Below are 18,528 nucleotides of genomic sequence, written 5' to 3' on the forward strand. Positions count from 1 at the left end.
GTGTAAAGGGTTCGTTCAAACGGCCACATCACGGATTCCGTGTAACCTCTATAGGAACCGAACCATTGCTCCTCTATACTCGGAGCAAACCAAATCTTAGAATACTCCTGAAAAACAGGTGCTTCACTCTTCTGTTTTTCTGCCCTCTCGTTATTGTGTGAAAGACGGCAATCGGGGCTCCCCTTTCGGGGAACCCTGATCTTCTTGCCGTAAGGCACGCTTCGTTCTAAATTTATTATTCAAACTTTCCGTAGAAAGCGTTGCGGTATACATCAGCCAGTTCAGTTACCAGCGGCAACTTCGGATTGGCGGTTGTACATTGGTCTTCGAAGGCACGGTCTGCCAGATAATCCACATGTGCTTCAAAGTCTTTTGCATCAAATCCGATTTCCTGGAACGATTCTTCAATGCCCAAGATTTTGTTCAGGTTACGGATGGCATTGATGAGACTGGTCACACCTTCTTCTGTCGTGCGAGCAGGCAATCCCAAGATACGGGCAATTTCGGCATACCGCTCATCCGCTACAAAGTGCGAATATTTCGGGAACGATGCGAATTTGGTCGGTTTTTTCGCGTTGTAACGAATGACGTGTGGCATCAGGATTGCATTGGTGCGTCCGTGTGCGGTGTGATACTGACCGCCCCATTTGTGCGCCAAGCTGTGGTTAATGCCCAAGAATGCGTTGGCAAACGCCATACCTGCAATCGTGGAAGCATTATGCATTTTCTCACGTGCCAGTTTGTCGCCTTGCAGCGCAGATTGCTCCAGGTATTGGAATACTAGTTGAATGGCTTTAATCGCAAGTCCATCTGTGTAATCATTCGCCATAACAGACACATAAGCTTCAATCGCGTGAGTCAGTACGTCCATACCTGTATCCGCAACCGCTGTTTTAGGCAGGGAGTATACGAATTCTGGATCGACAATCGCTACGTCTGGTGTCAGCTCATAGTCGGCCAATGGATATTTGGTGTTACCTTGATTTTTATCTGTGATAACCGCGAACGATGTCACTTCAGAACCTGTACCGGATGTGGTTGGGATCGCTACAAATTTTGCTTTTACGCCGAGACGTGGATATTTGTAGATCCGTTTGCGGATATCCATGAATTTTTGTTTCAGGTCGTTGAAGTCCGTGTCTGGGTATTCATAGAACAACCACATGGCTTTGGCAGCATCCATCGGTGATCCACCGCCGAGTGCAATAATGCAGTCCGGTTGGAAGCGACGCATCATTTCCGTTCCGCGATCTACTGTCGTTGTGGACGGATCGGGCTCTACATCGGAGAACACTTCGATTGCTACAGGCATCTGGCGTTGACGCAGATAGTGCTCTACTTTTTCCACATAACCAAGTTTCACCATCATCGCATCTGTAATAATTGCCACACGTGTGATGTCAGGCATTTTGGCAAGGTACTGCGTTGCCCCTTTTTCGAAGTAGACTTTGTTCGGCACTTTGAACCATTGCATATTCACGGTACGGCGAGCCACCCTTTTCACATTGATTAAGTTCACAGCGGTTACGTTGGAAGAAGTCGAGTTACGTCCGTATGATCCGCATCCCAGTGTCAATGACGGCATGTTTGTGTTGTAGATATCCCCGATGGCACCGTGTGTGGATGGTGAGTTCACAATAATCCGTCCGGTTTGCAAACGATCTGCGAATTTGCCGATCACTTCTTCATTTGTTGAGTGGATAACAGAGGAGTGACCCATGCCGCCAAAAGCAACCACTTCTGCCGCACGCTCAATGCCCTCCGCTGCCGTTTTGACTTTGTAACAAGCCAGTACCGGGCTTAATTTCTCAGCCGACAATGGGAATTTTGTACCTACCCCTTCAATCTCGGCCACGAGAATTTTGGTGCCTGCTGGAACTTCAATACCGCACAACTTCGCAATACTCACCGCAGATTGACCAACAATCGCCGGGTTCACCGCACATTTCTCGGCATTAATCGCTCCTGCTGTCAATTTTACTGCTTCATCTTTGTTAACAAAGTAACAGCCATTTGCGATCATTTTTTTCTTCACTTGATCAAAGATCGGTTCTTCAATGATGACCGCTTGCTCGGAAGCACAGATCATGCCGTTGTCGAAAGACTTCGACAAGATCAAATCCGTAACTGCCTGATTGATATCCGCGCTTTTCTCGATAAAGCAAGGTACGTTACCCGGTCCTACGCCCAGTGCAGGTTTACCACAGCTGTACGCTGCACGTACCATGCCTGATCCGCCTGTTGCCAGAATGAGAGCCACATCATTGTGATTCATCAGTTCGTTCGTACGATCCATGGAAGGATCATCAATCCACTGAATACAATCTGCTGGTGCACCATGTTTCACAGCTGCTTCCAGTAGAATTTTAGCAGCTTCCCGGCTACAATTCTGTGCAGATGGGTGGAAACCGAAGATGATTGGGTTACGCGTCTTGATGGAGATCAGTGCTTTAAACATCGTCGTTGATGTTGGATTGGTCACTGGTGTGATCCCCATGATGATGCCGACCGGCTCCGCAATTTTCTGGAAGCTCTCATATTCGTTATCTTCAATCACACCTACGGTTTTGTCATACTTGATGCTGTGGTACACATATTCTGTTGCAAATATATTTTTGGTGATTTTATCCTCATACACTCCGCGGCCTGTTTCTTCTACGGCCATTTTGGCGAGCATCATGTGTTTATCCAGACCCGCAAGCGCCATTGCTTGCACAATCCGGTCAATCTGCTTCTGGTCCATCTTCATGAATGCGGCGTGTGCTTTATTCGCTTTGTCGATTAACGTTTGAATATACTGACCTGCTGTCGGTTCTTTTGCTGGGGCGACTTCGTTCTTTACAGCCATCTCCCTCATCCTCCTAAAGGTTCGTATTAGTTTGTCTCTCTCGTTTACATTCACATCGTACCATAGCCAAAAACGTAATCATGTGATTTTTTTCACAAAGTATAACAAATTTAAATTTAGTTTTGTAATGTCCGCTAACAAGTTGATTTCCACTTCCTATAATAAATGTTGTACTATCGAACACATCCTTCCCTAATAAAAGTGAATTTAATCACAATGTTTGAAATTTCGCCATTTTTGATGCCTTCCCATGCCCCCTAAAAGGTAAGTTTAGGTATATACTGAACTTAAAAATTGAACCACCGCAATTTGTACCGTCCTTCCTCCCGGCCGAGATGACCCTGATCAGGACGGCAACGGTTTGCGGCGAACCTCGGAGGCTACTGCAAGTTACAGAAGGTCGTCCGACGGACATAAAGGGGAGATAGACTTATGAGAGAACTAACGACTGTACTGGAAAAGCGCGGCAATACCAATTGTTTCTCGGAAGCGAATTTCAACCATCTGCTGGTTACCATGAAAGATAGAACCTATCCCGAAGGTACCCATCTGTACTGGGAAGGAGACGTCTCCGACAAACTTTATTATATGAAACGGGGTCGTGCCCAGATCACCAAATCAACTGATGAAGGTAAGGAACTGATCATGTACATGTATCAGTCCGGTGATATGATTGGTCAGGCCGATCCCTTCTTCGGCTCCAAACACAGCTTCTCAGCGGAAGTACTGGAAGACAGTGAGATTGGTGTACTGGAGCACAAAGACCTGGAAATGCTGATATGCCAGCATTGTGACTTTGCGATCGACTTTATGAAATGGATGGGCATCCACCACCGTTTGACACAGACCAAGTTCCGGGACCTCATGTTATATGGCAAACCAGGTGCGCTCTGTTCTACTCTCATTCGGTTGTCGAATTCGTATGGTGAGCCTCACGGAGAGCATGTCATTATACACAAAAAAATTACCCACACGGATCTGTCCAATATGATTGGAGCCACCCGTGAAAGTGTAAACCGCATGTTAAGCGATCTGCGCAAGAAAGATGGTATAGAATATGACAATGGCATGATCGTCATCAAAGATCTGAAGATGCTGCAAGGCATCTGTCACTGTGAACTTTGCCCGAACGAAATCTGTCGTATTTAATGTTTGAATATGCTAACAAATGTTTGCTTTCAAAACAAATTCATCAATAAAAAAAGCCCAGTTCTCTGCATATAAAGTGTACCCTTTGTAAAGGACATTTTGAAAAAAAACTAGGCAACTTGTTGAAGCTGCTGTCTGTATTTTACAGGCGGCAGCTTTTTCAAATTCCATTGCCCTCGATAATGATTATAGTACGTCATATAACTCTTAATTTCTCGTTTTACTTCTTCTAATGTTTCGCATTCTTTGATATTCGTTTCATCCTTAAAATGCCCAAAGAATGATTCTTGGGGAGCGTTATCCCAACAGTTTCCTCGTCGTGACATGGATTGAGTTAACCCCATTTTTTTCACTACGGATTGGAATTGTGGGTTCGTATAATGAAAGCCTTGATCGGAATGGATTAACGCATCTTTTGTGATATGTCGGTGTTTCTTCAATTGATGAAGCGTGTTCAGCGCAATGTCTATGCGTAACGAAGAAGACACTTCATACGCTAAAATCTCATTCGTCTGTGCGTCTTTCATGGTTGATAAATAAGCTCGCTGGTTGCCTTTGTACGTTAAATAGGTGATGTCGGTTAATAACACCTTTCCCGCCTCGCCTGGCTTAAAATTGCGCTGTAATTCGTTTGGACATGTGCGATGTTCTTTCGTTGCTTTTGCCATTCTACGGGCTGGATTAGCCTTTCGAATGGGACAGATGATTTCAAATTTCTTCATGATCCGACGAATCCGCTTCAAGTTGTACGTCATCTTGTACTGATTTTCTAATGTCATTTTAATTTGGCGTGCTCCTTTTTTACGTCCACGGAATCGATAGGCCTTTAAAATCATTTCCTTTACCATCTCATCTGCTTCGGCTTCAGCTATACGCTTTTGCGCTGATTTTTCAGTGAAGTAATTGTAATAACCCGAACGTGATACTTCCATAATATCGCATAGATAGCTGACCAACCGCTTCAATTTATACGTTCTGATCGTCCGATAAATGAGTTCAAACTTCAGCTCTACAGCCACTTTTATTTCTTTTTCAACATCTGCCTTTCGAGTAGATCGAGCTTTTTTAGCAGTTCATTTTCCGCTCGTAACAATTGATTTTTTGCTTCTAATCGTTCAATCTTTTGTTCTAATGTTAATTCACGTTCCGAAGGGCGACCTGAATTCGTTTTACGTGTATCCTGTAAGCCTTCTACACCCGCTTCACGATACGAAGCACGCCAACGTTTTCCAGAAGAACGGACACGCTCTAAACCAATACATTCAACATCTAAGCCCGCTTCTTCAAAAATGTCTCGTGGCAGTTTACCCTGTTCATTTTGTGCAATGAAATGGCGCTTAAATTCATCGGTATACGTAATCGCCTTTTCACTAACAGCGATCACATTTGGATTCCGTTTTAGTTGTTCTTGTTCTTTCTTCGTCAGTAATCTTTTCGTCATAACATTTCCGCTCCAACATCGTTTTTTTTCATTATAAACAAAGTACCCTATAAGATGGGCTTTTTTCAAAGTGTCCATCTTATAGGGTACATTTTATAGAGATTGGGCTTCTTTGTATGCTAGGATGCATTGGTCAATTCAAGCTTTACCGCATCACGTGGATTCAATTTCATATCCAAACCATTTTCCATTAATTCCTTATCGTTCACCATAATGACCCACCGCTGATTCATGCGGGGCGTAACATTCTCGACGGAAACGACGAATTTGTTGTTCTCCGACATTCTCACAATCCCGCTGGACTTCAAAACATCGCGAACTGTACATTCCTGGACATAGACGCCAGCATATTGACGATTAAGAGTTGGCATAATGTTGCCACCGCTCACCTTGAGTAACGTTGTCTGATATGCAACGCCATCCCCCCCAATGTCAGCGGCTTTCACGTAAATGATCACTTCATCTTTGGCATGAAGCTCCATGTCCCAATCTTCCTGTTCAATATCCTTGCCATTCAATTTCACAGCCCAGCTCAGCGAAGAATCAAGAGAAACTTCACCCACGGATTGGATCCGCTTTCCATCTGCTGTAAAATCAACGAGTCCGCTATTAAGTAATGCTTTTTTGAGTGTCAAACCCTCACTAAAATCTCGCTTAATGGACTTCGTTGCATCAGGCAAAAACGTACTGCCATCTACAGCCACTGTAATCGTATTCGCTGTTTCCGTCTCTTTGACAATTGGCTGCTCTGAAGGCTGCGTCTCACTACATCCCGCCAAGATCGCCAGAATGAGCAAACATACACCTATGTAACCGGGGATTTTCTTCTTCATGTAGGTAACACCACCCTGCGTAAAATCATTCACCCTGTTGTCCATAACCTCTATTATGGCACAACACTCAACAAAAAAAAGTGTCAAAGCCGTTACTTTTATGGCGCGTGCCCTCTAGACAGGGCTTGTACAACAAAGAGAGCCTGCACACAGGCTCCCAATCTAAATCATTTTTACGTTATCATTGGTTACGTTATCATTGGACACTAGCCTGCATGTATGTCCGTCCTCCATCGCCATCTTTCAGATATGGATTAAGCCCGAAGAACTGCTCCTCAGATACGTATACCCCTGTCAGCAATCGCCCTTCAAGCAATCCACCGTCCACCTGCACGCAGCATGAAGGTGCGTCTACATACTCCTGATACAAAGGAATCTGCCCATATTGTTGATGGACCTTGAATACCTTGCCTTGCTCATGCAAAGGCCGTTCCGAGAAATAGGTAGGCACAATATAACGGGCAATGACATCCAGTTCCTGCACGCTATAAAAGGGTTCATCACCAAGCCATGGCGCAAACATTCGAATCTTCTCATATTGTGACCAGACAACCGCCTGAATCAGCATTTCTGCCTGAACCAACCGACCTTCTCCCACATCTAAAGCCAATTGCTTAGCATGCATAGTTTCTTCCATCTGAGACATCGTTGAATCAGGTTGTCCCAGCTCACATCCGATACACTTCCAGCCCCTGGACGTTTGAATCCATTTTTGCAGCACCGCCGGAGCTAATTTCGGACCATCGCTGTTCACAGAATGCGTATTCACTTCGGCAAGATCATCCTTAACCGAACGGGAATATGCTGTGCGCTTAAACAACTCTGCAGCTTTTTTGTAAATTAGATGGACTTGAATGGATGCGCTCTCAAGTTCTGCAATATCTTTTTTGCCGTAGCGTACTTCATGGGATAAGCTTTCTTCTCTCATGACAAGTGGGCCTCCTTCGCTCCGGCCGTCTGTGGCCATTTTCTATAGATTATACTACAACTCATGACAACATGTGCATAGCCCAAGAGAAAAACGCCGATCAACATAATACTTAAGACAAAAACCCCTGATTTCCACGGAAATCAGGAGTCTATGTCACTCATGCAACGAAAGTGGGTGATATTGCTTATACGTTAGTCAACCCACTGCTCAGCCCAGTCTTGAATTTGATTCATGACGGGCTGGAGCGCTCTACCTTTATCCGTCAGTTCATATTCAATACGAACTGGCGTCTCGGGATAGACGTGACGAACCAGAATACCTTCACTCTCCAGATCTTTCATCCGTTCGGATAACATCTTATCACTCATGGATGGAATCAGATTGGAGATATCCTTGAATCGCTTCGAACCACTCATTAACGTTTGAATAATTAAACCATTCCAGCGCTTGCCCAAAAACGAAAACGCCGTCTCAAAACGCGGACACATCCGCAAGTCTTGACCTTCCACATTAATCACCTCTTTAGAGATCACTCAACTTACATTTTGTTAGTATATTTCATAATAACATATTTAAGCTTCAAAGAAAACGCCTGCAACTAAAAAGTTTAAATTTTAGAAGCATAACATCCAAAATGGATCATACATCCCAGTATACATTACACGCTGCGTCGTAACCATGGGAAATATCGTATAACTTCCCCATAGTACTATCTTACCCAAAAAGAACCCAACTGCCACAGTCATCATTGACTTGGAGAAGGGTTCCTTCGTGTACATTATCAGTATAAGTTCAACTAAAGCATATTTACACTAGCACTGCGACGTCAGAACAACTTTCCGATCGCTATTATCCCCAGATTTTTTTTGAATCCTTTCTAAAGGGAAAATCCGGGGATAAAGGCGCACGCTCCGCTTCTTCAAGTTATTTCTGCCCTCTCCGTTATTGTGTAAAGGTTAGTTGAACTTATATATATCTTTCACGAAGCAATTAGTGAATTAAACCAGCACGCCACCAAATGGTCTTACAGGTTCGCTCTTGCCGAATTCCGGCTTAAAGCTACGGGCAGGATATGCCCACTTCACAGCGTTACTGATTACTCTTAATATTTCCGGTTTGTAATAGGTCGGATACGTCTCATGACCTGGTCGGAAATAGAAGATTTTACCTTCACCGCGCCGGAACGTGCATCCGCTCCGGAATACTTCCCCACCTTGGAAGTTACTTACAAACACCAGTTCATCCGGTACTGGAATATCGAAGAATTCCCCGTACATTTCTTCTTTTTCCAATACAATCTTGCCTTCGATGCCATCCGCAATTGGATGAGATGGGTTAACGCACCATACAATTTCCTGCTCGTCAGCTACACGCCACTTCAGATCGCAGCTTGTTCCCATCAGTGCTTTGAATGGTTTAGAGAAATGACCTGAATGAAGCACAATCATTCCCATGCCGTTCAGCACTCGCTGCGCGACCTTCTGTGAGATCTCATCGCTTACGCGATCATGTGCCATGTGTCCCCACCATATGAGCACATCTGTGGAATTCAGCACTTCATCACTTAATCCGTGTTCAGGCTGATCCAGTGTAGCCGTCCGAATAGCAAAGCCTTCGCCGCCAAGTCCGTCAGCCAGCGCTCGATGCAGACCATCCGGGTAGACTTCCCTTACTTCATCGTGAATTTTCTCATGGACAAATTCATTCCAAATGGTGACGTTGATCATATTCAATTTCCCCCTAGTGTAGCTCTAAACCCACCACATATCGCCCAGCGGCTCTTCAATCAATACTTGCTGGAGATTTTGCACGGCTTTAGAGAATCCTTCTTCAACCGACATCAGACCGTCCTCGTGTTCAATACTTACCACATAATCATATCCGACCAGACGCAAGGCACTCATAATATCTGCCCAAGTCTTGTTATCATGTCCATAACCAACCGAGCGGAACTGCCAAGCCCGATCCAGCATATTAGTATAATCCTGCATATCCGTTACACCGTGTTTGTTCACGTTGATCGGATCAATCGTTGTATCTTTTGCATGGAAGTGATGGATCGCTCCTTCACGTCCCAAAATGTGAATCGCCTGCACCGGATCAATGCCTTGCCACCACATGTGACTTGGGTCCAGATTGGCTCCGATCACTTCACCTGCTGCTTCACGCAGTCTCAGCAACGTTGCTGGTGTATGAACCGAAAATCCACCATGCAGCTCCAATCCAACTTTTACGTTACGATCTGCTGCAAATTTACCCCACTCTGTCCAGTAAGGGATAACTTTGTTCTCCCACTGCCACTTCAGGATCTCCTGGAAGTCATTCGGCCATGGTGCAACAGGCCAGTTCGGATATTTGGCATCCTCATGGTCTCCCGGGCAACCGGAGAATGTATTCACTACAGGTACTTCCAGCTTCTCAGCCAGTTCTACCGTTTTAACAAAATCATCGTGAAATCCTTTGGCAATATCCTTTTGCGGATGTAGCGGGTTACCGTGACAGCTAAGTGCGCTGATCGTCAAACCGCGTGATTCCACTGCATTTTTGAAGTTTTTCAGTGCTGTAGGATTGCTTAACAATTCATCCGGCTTACAATGTGCATTGCCTGGATGTCCACCTGTTCCGATTTCTACTGCTTTTAATCCCTTGGATGCTACATAATCAAGAGCATCCTCCAATTTACGTCCTCCGAATAGTACCAAAAATACGCCGAGTTTCAAGTGCGATTCCTCCCTGGATTAGATATCGTATGATTGCTGAATTCATGAATATTGAACTGTAGACAATTACCGTTCAGATCACGTGCCTGTTTAATTAGTGTGGAAAATCGAGAGTGTTTCTATCCTGAAATTGAACGTAAGAATACTGGTTATTCTGCTTCACTCGTAAGAGCATCAAGCTTCGAACACTTGGTACTCCGAGCTAGTGCGATTCCACGGTTTCAATTTCAGTTTGAACTGAGCGAGTTACTGCAAAAGAATCATAGCTGCTCTCCAGATGTACGTGCTTGCCTTCAAGTGAAGAACGCTGGAATGAATGCATGGCTTCCAGTACGTGATAAGCAAGCTTGCCACTGGCTTTGTGTTCTCTTCCGGCACGAATGGATTCGACCATTTCCGTTACGCCGATGCCTCGTTCGTTTTGTCCACTTTCGAAGACTGGTTTGACCGTCTCCCAAGTGTCTTGACCGTATCTGCGAACCTTCACTTCCCCGTTAAAATAATTGGGGTCCGGTACACTAAGCGTACCTTCTGTACCATAGATTTCAATACGTGGCAGATCCGAAGCTCCGCGAATATCGAAACTGGTGATCATGGTTGCAATGGCACTTTCTGCAAAATCAATGGTTCCTGCCAAGTGAGTAGGCGTCTCTACTTGCAGTGCTGTACCTTCCTTCGGCCCAGAGCCAATCTTGCGATCTGCAATCTGTATCCCTGCCGAGGCACTGATTCTGCGTATCGGTCCAAGCAGCGTAATCAGAGCGGTCAGGTAGTAAGGTCCCATATCAAACATCGGTCCGCCACCTGCAACATAAAAGAACTCCGGATTAGGATGCCAAGCTTCTGGTCCTCCACCCATGAAGAATGAAGTCGCTGCAACCGGCTTACCAATCAGCCCATCCTCAATGGCTTTACGAGCTGTTTGGATGCCTGAACCAAGGAAGGTATCCGGTGCAGAACCAACATACAACCCCTTTTCCTCAGCCAGCTCAACAACCTTGCGGCCATCCTCAAGAGAAATGGCCAGCGGCTTCTCGGCATACACATGTTTGCCTGCTTCGAGTGCAGCCAGATCGGTTATGGCATGACTGCCAGGAACCGTAAGGTTCAACACGAGTTCAATTTCGCTATTTTGCAGCAACTCATCTACATTGTAAACGTTTGCGATATTAAATTCATCTGCCCGTTCCTGAGCGCGTTCACGAATCAAATCCGCAACAGCCACGACTTCAATGACCGGATTGTTTTTGAGATTTTCCAAGTAGATGGCACTGATGTTACCGCACCCGATGATGCCTGCTTTCATTTTCTCCACTGTGATGTTCATCTCCTTACGCATGGTGAACCCGCGTTTGAATGGTTGATATACATATGTTTTGTTGGATGTTTCCTGTTCCTTGAATCTAATACTATGGTATTCCGTTTCCGCTTCAATTAAAATGAATAATATGATTGAAACATGAACTATCTGGTCATAATTTTCAAATTGCAAGGAGTATGCCCATGCCGACAGATCATTCCTGCCAAGTTCTTACAGCAGGCTTTTCATTTCATCGTAAACCCTACGCTATGGTGCAGCCTGAAGGGGTGAAGAACTACCTGTTAAGACTGCAAACAGACGGACGCTGCCGTTCACGTATTGACGGGGACATGTCCCTGGTAGATGCGGGCGATCTGCTTCTTTTTGATCCTGATGAGCCTTATGAGCTGAGAATAGACAATGAAATCAATCCGATGGGAGAACGACTGGTGGAAAGTGGCGACTATCACATCTTCTTCAATGGTTCATGGGTGGATGAGTGGTGGAAGCGTCACAAACGGCCAACCCGGATCAAAGTTGAACTGACTGAAAGTCTGTTAGTGCTGTTTCGACAGCTCGTGCTGGAGCAACGCCGCATTTCCAATCCTTATCCGGAAATTTCAAGTTATTATATGCGGATTTTATGTCTCGAAGTGGATCGTCTACTGTCGGAGCATCCGACGATAACCAACACCAATTATGTGGCTTATGAGATTAAGAACTACATTGAAGAAAACGCTTCCTCATTGTTCAAGCTGGATGATGTGGCAACACATATTGGTATCAGTGTCTCACGGGGGGTTCATCTCTTCAAAGAAGCGTTTGGCAAAAGCATCATGCAATACACGCTTGACGTACGGTTGAATATGGCCAGGGAACGGATTATTTTCAGTCCAATGACCTTGGAGCAAGTATCTGAGTCTTCCGGCTTCAACAACTATACCTATTTCCATCGGGTATTCCGTTCCCGGTTCGGCATGTCGCCGAAGGAATTCCGCGTCATTCACCGGGAACAGATGTAATCATACCAGTATACGTAAGTTGAACTTATTTGCGCGCGGCTATGGCCTCAGATACAACCATCGCCAGATCTTCATTGCCAAACATGGACAATACGCCAAGTACCGTATCATCCGGGATCTCGCCGGCTTCCTCCTTGGAAACAATCAGCTTCTGCACCTGTTGCAAACGCTCGTTGCTTTGCTGATTCGGGTAGGCTTGCCGGTACATCTCTTCCGGGTCCAATCCATGATTGACACACCACTGGGCAAATACGAGGATCATCATCTCTTCTTCCTGTTTATAGGTTTCTACAACAGCTTCCTCGATCTGTTTATTACGTTCCTTTTCATATTCATCCATGACTTGTATTCCTCCGTATGTGTATTCTGCAACTATTTGCGGATTAATTGTTCAGCTAGCTCATGGCTGTCCATGACATGACTTGCACTGATCAGGCAATCATCAGGCGAGTCCAGACAAGCCAGGAAATGATCGACGGCTCCGCTAAAACCTCTGCGTGCTAACACAGTGTCCCAGCTCCCGAACGTTTCTTTGGTTTCCAGACTCCCCTGTTCCATGTAGCTGATCGTGTCCATGTTCACGACTTCAACAGATCGTCCACCACCATGCAATTCGACCTCCTCCAGATCTGCCCCAGCTTCACGCACCATATCGAATCGACCGTAGGCTGTTCTGCCCAGTTTGGCCGTTCCGGTTGCATGCAGCAGTCTGTCCAGATCATTCTTCCGAATCCATTGATGAAGCAGCTCCACGTTGTGATCCGAATACCACATCATTAGATCCAGCATATGGATGAGATCATCATAGATGGTTTCTGCCGCAGGACGATCCTGAATGCCTGTACGATGTTTGGTCACTGTCAGGGATTCAAAACCTTTTCCATCCTGCATCCATTCTTTCGCTTTTTGGTACATCGGTGCGAATCTGCGATTGAAGCCCACTGCCAGTAACAGACCTTGTGCCTCGGCAAAAGCCGTCATCTCTTCCGACTCCCGAAGCGTATAGGATAACGGCTTATCTACATAAACGGCCAATCCCTGTTCCAAACATTGCATGACAATGTCAAAGTGTGCTTCTGTTGCTGTATGTACAAACACCGCATCCAGGTCCCAGGACAACAGTTCTTTCAGATCCGTTGTTCCTCGTTCTAATCTATACGCCTCCTGAACGGCTTTGACCGGCTCCGGAGATCGGTTCATAATCCCCACAATCTCCACGTTCGGATGAGCGGTCAACAGCGGCAAATACACTTTACGTGCAATACCGCCGAGGCCGATAATTGCAATTCGTTTACGTTTGGTTGTTTCCATTATGATCATTCCACCTTCAGTTCGGTTCTATATTTCCACGTCCTATAGTGTAACCCTTCGGACAGCAACTTGCCAGTGATTGCAGCAGACTTCGCTCGAATTGTTCAGACAATGGGCGAACGTGGTAAACTTATGAGGAACAGCAGTACAGATTGGGACACGACTAGACCTGCCTGATCTGAAAGGAGCGTTTGGAATTTTGCGAAAATGGTTATGGCTTCTGTTATATGTTTTACTTGCAGGAGTCACGTTTATTTACAGATATGAACTGCTGGCCTGGACCGATCTCCATCAGTCCATCCCGCTGTTACTCGCCATGGCAACATTGTTTGCTCTTGTGCCTGTAATTCCTTATAAGTTTGTTATTATCGCCTTTGGTTACAGTTACGGTACCACAACGGCAGCCTGGATATGCTGGCTTGGAACCACACTTGCTGCAATGCTCGTCTATGGCGGAGCAAGAACCATCTTCAGACATCAGGCGAGATCGTACCTCGAACGCATTCGGGGTCTGAATCGTTTTACCACATGGATGGAAGCACATCCGTTCATGGGAGTCATGTCAATGCGCCTGTTGCCGATCGTGCCTCAGATGGCCGTTAATATTTACGCAGGTATAACGTACACACCATTCTGGGTCTTCATGGTTGCCACGGCCATTGGCAAAATGCCAGCGATTTTTGTATTTGCCTATGCAGGTGCACAGGCTGAAACCTCCATCTGGCTAAGCCTGGGGATCCTTGCCGGATATCTGGTGCTCATGGCCATTGTATTGCTCTTATTTCGCTTTCGGTCACGTAAAAAAGTCTGAATACAGAATCCGTAAGCCGTTCAGTTCCAGCTTGTTTTCATTCCGGCTTGGTTGGCTTGCCAATTCAGGATATAATAGAAGAGCAAGCCCAATGCTTGCGTAACATGTTTTAATAAAACGGTAGATTGCTGGAGCTCGAACACGAGCGCTAGATCTTCATCAGAAATGGAGTGACTATAGCATGGAACAACATTCAAGTGAGTTAGCAACTTTTGCAGGCGGATGCTTCTGGTGTATGGTATCCCCCTTTGAAGAACTGCCCGGTATTCATAAGATCGTATCGGGTTATACAGGAGGACATACCGAGAATCCAACATATGAAGAGGTCTGCTCGGAGACAACAGGACATGTAGAGGCTGTGCAAATTACGTTCGACCCTGCCATCTTCCCTTATAAGAAACTGGTTGAACTGTTCTGGCAGCAGATTGATCCTACGGATACAGGTGGGCAATTCCATGACCGCGGTTCTTCCTATCAGACGGCCATCTTCTATCACAGCGAAGAGCAGCACGAGATTGCGGAAGCTTCCAAAGCCGAGCTGGGACAAAGCGGACGTTTTGACAAACCGATCTTCACACCCATTTTGCCAGCAAAACCGTTCTATGAAGCGGAAGAACATCACCAAAATTATCACCGGAAGAACCCTGCCCACTACAAACGCTACAGCAAAGGTTCTGGACGCGTAGATTTCATCGAACGCAACTGGTCCGGTAATGTAGACAAAGACGGGCTAAAAGAGCGTCTGACGCCGATTCAATATGAAGTTACACAGAACAGCGCGACAGAGCCTGCGTTCCACAACGAATTCTGGGATCACCACGGTGACGGTATCTATGTGGACATCGTATCTGGTGAGCCATTGTTCAGTTCTACCGACAAATACGACTCCGGCTGTGGCTGGCCGAGCTTCACACGTCCATTACGAGACTACAACGTGAAGGAAAAAACCGATCTCAGCCACTTCATGATTCGTACCGAAGTGAGAAGTCGTGAGGGCGATTCCCATCTGGGTCACCTGTTCAACGATGGTCCTGCCGAAGCAGGTGGAATGCGTTATTGCATCAACTCTGCGGCACTTCGTTTTGTACCCAAAGAAGACATGCAAAAAGAAGGATACGGCGAGTACACCGTCCTTTTCCAATAAGTTTTAATACAAAATAAAGAGCAGTGGGATGATCCCGCTGCTCTTTTGTATACATCCTTGTTTTTAGATAGATCAACTATTGTTTCACGAGAATGCGTGGATTAGGTTTGGCTCGAAGTGATTTCTGAAGAAATTAATGTACTGGCAGGAGCAATCTGATCATTACGAATTTGAATTCGCATCGCTGGAATGATACCCAGGATCATTACGGTAACCGAAATGGCATAGACGATAAAAATGGATGTGCTGTTCATCAATACACCTGCCATGGAAGATCCGAGAAGCATGGTCCCAATGAATAAGGGTGTGATGGTCCCATTAACTCTCCCAATCAAGTGCTCATCAATCCGAGTGACCAAGTACGTGGAGATGATGACGTTGATAAATGCCAAACTAATGGAACTCAAGAAACTGATCAAAAGGGGCAGCCAGAACCAACTGGATAACACTTCCCCCATCGTGGCTACAGCCAGACACAGCACACCTACGATTAGAGTTAAAGTCTGATTCAACTTGCCACTTACAGCAGCCGCAATACCTCCTCCAATCAATAAACCTATTCCGGACGCTCCAGAGAGAAACTGTAACGACGTTGCTTCAAGTCCCAGACGTTCGGTGATCAGAAATATTCCAAGTGGGCTGATGAGACCCGCAGAAAGCCCTATACAGATGAATACCAGACTAAGCATTTTTAACGAGCGAGATCGAGCAACATATTGCCAGCCCTCTTTGATATCCGCTAATAATGAGGTATTTATTTCTCGCTGAGTGGCGTCTTTAGGCAGAAATGTGAGTAGAACCGCGGAGATCAGGAATAGAATGAGTAATGCGTACATGGATGCCTGAATTCCCATTGCAGTGTATATAAACGTTCCAACGATCGGTCCGAGAATTAAAAACAACGATTGACCACTCTGTGTAATAGCAATTGCAGATTGCAAATGTTCTCCTTTTACATTTCGCCTCACAATCTTTAGAGAGGATGGTTGAGAAAACTGGCTAACGATAGAGGATACAAACGTGGCTACGTATAGAATCTGCCAATACCCGGAAGATAAGACGCCAATAATCATGACAATAGACAACGCACTCAGAATATCGCTCAGTATCATCGTACGTTTGGGATTCCAGCGATCAGCAAGTGCACCGCCAATGATGGAGAAAACAAAAATTGGAGCATATTCAAGTACGGTAATCAGCGAGATGGCTATTGGACTTCCCTGAGTTCGATCCATTACATAATAGAGGATCGCCATATTCCGGATCCATATCGCCAGATTTTGCAGCAGATCAGACCCTGTAACGATTAAAAAAGCTTTGTTTTTGAACAATGTGTTCATTCTCCATCTCCTCTTTTAAACCGACTGTCCGGTTTATTAATATTCAAAAAGAAAAACTGACGTTACATCAGCTTTTCATGGTTAACGTTGTTGAATGCCCGCCAGCAAACTGGCCATGCCTTTGTGGTAAATACGACGAATATCCGTCAGGTCCTTCTCATAATAGAGTGTAGTCAATCCGCTAAACAGACCGTAGATAATGTGCATTACATCCTGTGGGTCATCCGGTTTTAACTCCCCATCTTCCATCCCTTTAGTAATAATGGACTCATATGTCGCATATGGAATACGGATCAGGGAAAGCATCTCATCGAGCATCTCCTGACTGACGACCTGACCTGAGACAAATTCGTTAATCGCGTGATTCAGCGGGTTCGCCAAATCATCCACGTAATGATCAGCAAGTCCATACAGTTTATCTACAGCTGTCTCATACCCGGATTCTTTGTCCAGCCAAGCATCCATCCAGTCTTCATTATTAAGCTTGATTAGATACATGAATAGCTCTTCTTTACTTTTGAAATGATAATAAATACTGCCTTTACTCCGATTGTTAATCGTACATATGTCTTCCATGGAAGTTGCACTATATCCCTTTTGGGCAAACAGTTCCTTGGTATTACGTGCAATGTCTTTCTTTATCTGGGTAACATCTTTTCTTCGTTTGACTTCGATTGGAAAAACCTCCATAAACTAAACCGACTATTCGGTCTAATAGTATCACAGCTAAAATACCCCGTCAATTCAATGTGCACAGGCACCCTCTTATTTGCCTCAGAAGATATACAAGAGAGTACCTGATTACATTTCAGGAAAGAGGCCGTCACATCATATTTACAATCCAACCAATCCAATACGCAAATGGAATTAATAACAACTGTGCCAACAGTGTGCCGAATAAACGGGATACAAGCATGCAGCCATAGATCTGATTCATGCGATCCAAACGGATCTCTCCACGTAATGATTTGTCACTGAGCAGGGAAATTCGCGGATCAATCAGGATGGTCAGCAAAATGGTGGCAATTCCGTTAATCAGCCCGGTTGATTGGGATGCAGCTACAGCCTGACCTGGGTAAAGATACGCTGCGTATAAGCTGGACAGGACACCTGTGGTGTAGATTGCAGTTACCGCTACATTCAGCATCATTAACCGTCTTGGCATCCCATGTTGTACCAATCGTTTGGCCATCTTCCAGGATGGCGGGGTGATGTAATACGTCGCATTTCTAATCTTGCTTCGCTTCAGCATACCGCGAACCATCGCAGGGATGGAACCAGCTGCTTCAAAATGTACAACCATTCTTGATGAGAGCTTCACCATGGTTGGAAAACACAATATGGCTAATGCCGTTCCAATTGTTGCCGCACCCATTAACCAGTGCAGCTGCGCCGCAAAGTGTGGATTGGCTCCACGTGTTGCAGTATCCACCAGATTACCTACCATTGGGCCCTGGGCCATATTCGAGGTTCGAGAAACCAGCAGCAAGATACCTGCCAAAGAAATGGCCAGCGCGATTCTGCGGGTGCGTAAACCACCAAGGCGGAGCGCGTATGACAAGCTGTCTGCGGCATGAATCAGCATGGTGAACAGCATAGGGATTGCCAGACTAAGACTAAACATATGTATGTACTCCTTTATCTTCCTGTTATTGAACTTATTTCTTTCATGGACAGC

At 45.4% G+C, this 18,528-nt stretch carries 17 protein-coding genes; 4 read left to right on the plus strand and 13 right to left on the minus strand.

What is annotated here, in order from left to right:
* Positions 1-235 precede the first annotated feature (235 nt).
* A complete protein-coding gene (adhE, locus tag MHI06_RS19250) occupies positions 236-2,848 on the minus strand; it encodes a bifunctional acetaldehyde-CoA/alcohol dehydrogenase (RefSeq protein WP_340398775.1) in 2,613 nt (870 codons plus the stop codon).
* Positions 2,849-3,280: 432 nt separating this feature from the next.
* Between adhE and MHI06_RS19255 the strand changes: the two genes are divergently transcribed.
* On the plus strand, positions 3,281-3,997 hold the full coding sequence (locus MHI06_RS19255; RefSeq protein ID WP_169481984.1) for a Crp/Fnr family transcriptional regulator: 717 nt from the start codon (positions 3,281-3,283) through the stop codon (positions 3,995-3,997).
* A 110-nt stretch (positions 3,998-4,107) separates the two neighbouring features.
* Here the strand turns inward: MHI06_RS19255 and MHI06_RS19260 are convergent.
* The 7 genes from MHI06_RS19260 to MHI06_RS19290 form a co-directional block, all read right to left on the minus strand.
* A protein-coding gene (locus tag MHI06_RS19260) for an IS3 family transposase (protein WP_340402059.1) occupies positions 4,108-5,438 on the minus strand; the annotation gives its coding sequence in 2 pieces (ribosomal slippage) (positions 4,108-5,057 and positions 5,057-5,438; 1,332 coding nt in all).
* A 119-nt stretch (positions 5,439-5,557) separates the two neighbouring features.
* Complete coding sequence (locus MHI06_RS19265; RefSeq protein WP_340398776.1) at positions 5,558-6,271, minus strand: hypothetical protein; 714 nt, start codon at positions 6,269-6,271, stop codon at positions 5,558-5,560.
* Positions 6,272-6,467: 196 nt separating this feature from the next.
* Positions 6,468-7,199, minus strand: coding sequence for a hypothetical protein (locus tag MHI06_RS19270; protein WP_340398777.1), 732 nt, complete (start codon positions 7,197-7,199; stop codon positions 6,468-6,470).
* A gap of 194 nt (positions 7,200-7,393) precedes the next feature.
* Positions 7,394-7,690, minus strand: a complete 297-nt coding sequence (locus tag MHI06_RS19275; RefSeq protein WP_074096966.1) for a helix-turn-helix domain-containing protein — start codon at positions 7,688-7,690, stop codon at positions 7,394-7,396.
* A gap of 510 nt (positions 7,691-8,200) precedes the next feature.
* A complete protein-coding gene (locus MHI06_RS19280; protein WP_017687549.1) occupies positions 8,201-8,929 on the minus strand; it encodes a trehalose utilization protein ThuA in 729 nt (242 codons plus the stop codon).
* A gap of 24 nt (positions 8,930-8,953) precedes the next feature.
* Positions 8,954-9,922, minus strand: coding sequence for a sugar phosphate isomerase/epimerase (locus MHI06_RS19285; RefSeq protein ID WP_062835305.1), 969 nt, complete (start codon positions 9,920-9,922; stop codon positions 8,954-8,956).
* A 202-nt stretch (positions 9,923-10,124) separates the two neighbouring features.
* Complete coding sequence (locus MHI06_RS19290) at positions 10,125-11,237, minus strand: Gfo/Idh/MocA family oxidoreductase (RefSeq protein WP_340398778.1); 1,113 nt, start codon at positions 11,235-11,237, stop codon at positions 10,125-10,127.
* A gap of 188 nt (positions 11,238-11,425) precedes the next feature.
* Here MHI06_RS19290 and MHI06_RS19295 point away from each other — a divergent pair, with 188 nt between their 5' ends.
* Complete coding sequence (locus MHI06_RS19295) at positions 11,426-12,244, plus strand: AraC family transcriptional regulator (RefSeq protein ID WP_169481981.1); 819 nt, start codon at positions 11,426-11,428, stop codon at positions 12,242-12,244.
* 25 nt (positions 12,245-12,269) lie between these two features.
* Here MHI06_RS19295 and MHI06_RS19300 read toward each other — a convergent pair whose 3' ends face one another.
* Both MHI06_RS19300 and MHI06_RS19305 read right to left on the minus strand, forming a co-directional pair.
* Entirely contained in the window at positions 12,270-12,584 is a 315-nt protein-coding gene (locus tag MHI06_RS19300; RefSeq protein WP_127545610.1) for a hypothetical protein, read from the minus strand.
* A 32-nt stretch (positions 12,585-12,616) separates the two neighbouring features.
* Complete coding sequence (locus MHI06_RS19305; RefSeq protein WP_340398779.1) at positions 12,617-13,555, minus strand: Gfo/Idh/MocA family oxidoreductase; 939 nt, start codon at positions 13,553-13,555, stop codon at positions 12,617-12,619.
* 199 nt (positions 13,556-13,754) lie between these two features.
* On the opposite strand from MHI06_RS19305, the gene MHI06_RS19310 reads away from it, so the two are divergent.
* Both MHI06_RS19310 and msrA read left to right on the plus strand, forming a co-directional pair.
* The gene (locus MHI06_RS19310; protein WP_340398780.1) at positions 13,755-14,366 is read left to right on the plus strand and encodes a VTT domain-containing protein; all 612 of its coding nucleotides are present in this window, start codon (positions 13,755-13,757) and stop codon (positions 14,364-14,366) included.
* Positions 14,367-14,547: 181 nt separating this feature from the next.
* A complete protein-coding gene (gene msrA / locus MHI06_RS19315; RefSeq protein ID WP_340398781.1) occupies positions 14,548-15,510 on the plus strand; it encodes a peptide-methionine (S)-S-oxide reductase MsrA in 963 nt (320 codons plus the stop codon).
* Positions 15,511-15,611: 101 nt separating this feature from the next.
* Here the strand turns inward: msrA and MHI06_RS19320 are convergent, their stop codons facing one another.
* The 3 genes from MHI06_RS19320 to MHI06_RS19330 form a co-directional block, all read right to left on the minus strand.
* A complete protein-coding gene (locus tag MHI06_RS19320) occupies positions 15,612-16,850 on the minus strand; it encodes an MFS transporter (protein WP_340398782.1) in 1,239 nt (412 codons plus the stop codon).
* An 81-nt stretch (positions 16,851-16,931) separates the two neighbouring features.
* Entirely contained in the window at positions 16,932-17,540 is a 609-nt protein-coding gene (locus tag MHI06_RS19325; protein WP_340398783.1) for a TetR family transcriptional regulator C-terminal domain-containing protein, read from the minus strand.
* A 133-nt stretch (positions 17,541-17,673) separates the two neighbouring features.
* Complete coding sequence (locus tag MHI06_RS19330) at positions 17,674-18,474, minus strand: lipid II flippase Amj family protein (RefSeq protein ID WP_340398784.1); 801 nt, start codon at positions 18,472-18,474, stop codon at positions 17,674-17,676.
* Positions 18,475-18,528 lie beyond the last annotated feature (54 nt).

The organism is Paenibacillus sp. FSL H8-0079, assembly GCF_037991315.1.
GTDB lineage: Bacteria > Bacillota > Bacilli > Paenibacillales > Paenibacillaceae > Paenibacillus.

Bases quoted from the DNA above. Each gene is read 5' to 3' on its own strand.
- adhE (WP_340398775.1), bottom strand. From the start codon at position 2,848: ATGGCTGTAAAGAACGAAGTCGCCCCAGCAAAAGAACCGACAGCAGGT.
- MHI06_RS19255 (WP_169481984.1), top strand. From the start codon at position 3,281: ATGAGAGAACTAACGACTGTACTGGAAAAGCGCGGCAATACCAATTGT.
- MHI06_RS19265 (WP_340398776.1), bottom strand. From the start codon at position 6,271: ATGAAGAAGAAAATCCCCGGTTACATAGGTGTATGTTTGCTCATTCTG.
- MHI06_RS19270 (WP_340398777.1), bottom strand. From the start codon at position 7,199: ATGAGAGAAGAAAGCTTATCCCATGAAGTACGCTACGGCAAAAAAGAT.
- MHI06_RS19275 (WP_074096966.1), bottom strand. From the start codon at position 7,690: ATGTGTCCGCGTTTTGAGACGGCGTTTTCGTTTTTGGGCAAGCGCTGG.
- MHI06_RS19280 (WP_017687549.1), bottom strand. From the start codon at position 8,929: ATGATCAACGTCACCATTTGGAATGAATTTGTCCATGAGAAAATTCAC.
- MHI06_RS19295 (WP_169481981.1), top strand. From the start codon at position 11,426: ATGCCGACAGATCATTCCTGCCAAGTTCTTACAGCAGGCTTTTCATTT.
- MHI06_RS19300 (WP_127545610.1), bottom strand. From the start codon at position 12,584: ATGGATGAATATGAAAAGGAACGTAATAAACAGATCGAGGAAGCTGTT.
- MHI06_RS19305 (WP_340398779.1), bottom strand. From the start codon at position 13,555: ATGGAAACAACCAAACGTAAACGAATTGCAATTATCGGCCTCGGCGGT.
- msrA (WP_340398781.1), top strand. From the start codon at position 14,548: ATGGAACAACATTCAAGTGAGTTAGCAACTTTTGCAGGCGGATGCTTC.
- MHI06_RS19320 (WP_340398782.1), bottom strand. From the start codon at position 16,850: ATGAACACATTGTTCAAAAACAAAGCTTTTTTAATCGTTACAGGGTCT.
- MHI06_RS19325 (WP_340398783.1), bottom strand. From the start codon at position 17,540: ATGGAGGTTTTTCCAATCGAAGTCAAACGAAGAAAAGATGTTACCCAG.
- MHI06_RS19330 (WP_340398784.1), bottom strand. From the start codon at position 18,474: ATGTTTAGTCTTAGTCTGGCAATCCCTATGCTGTTCACCATGCTGATT.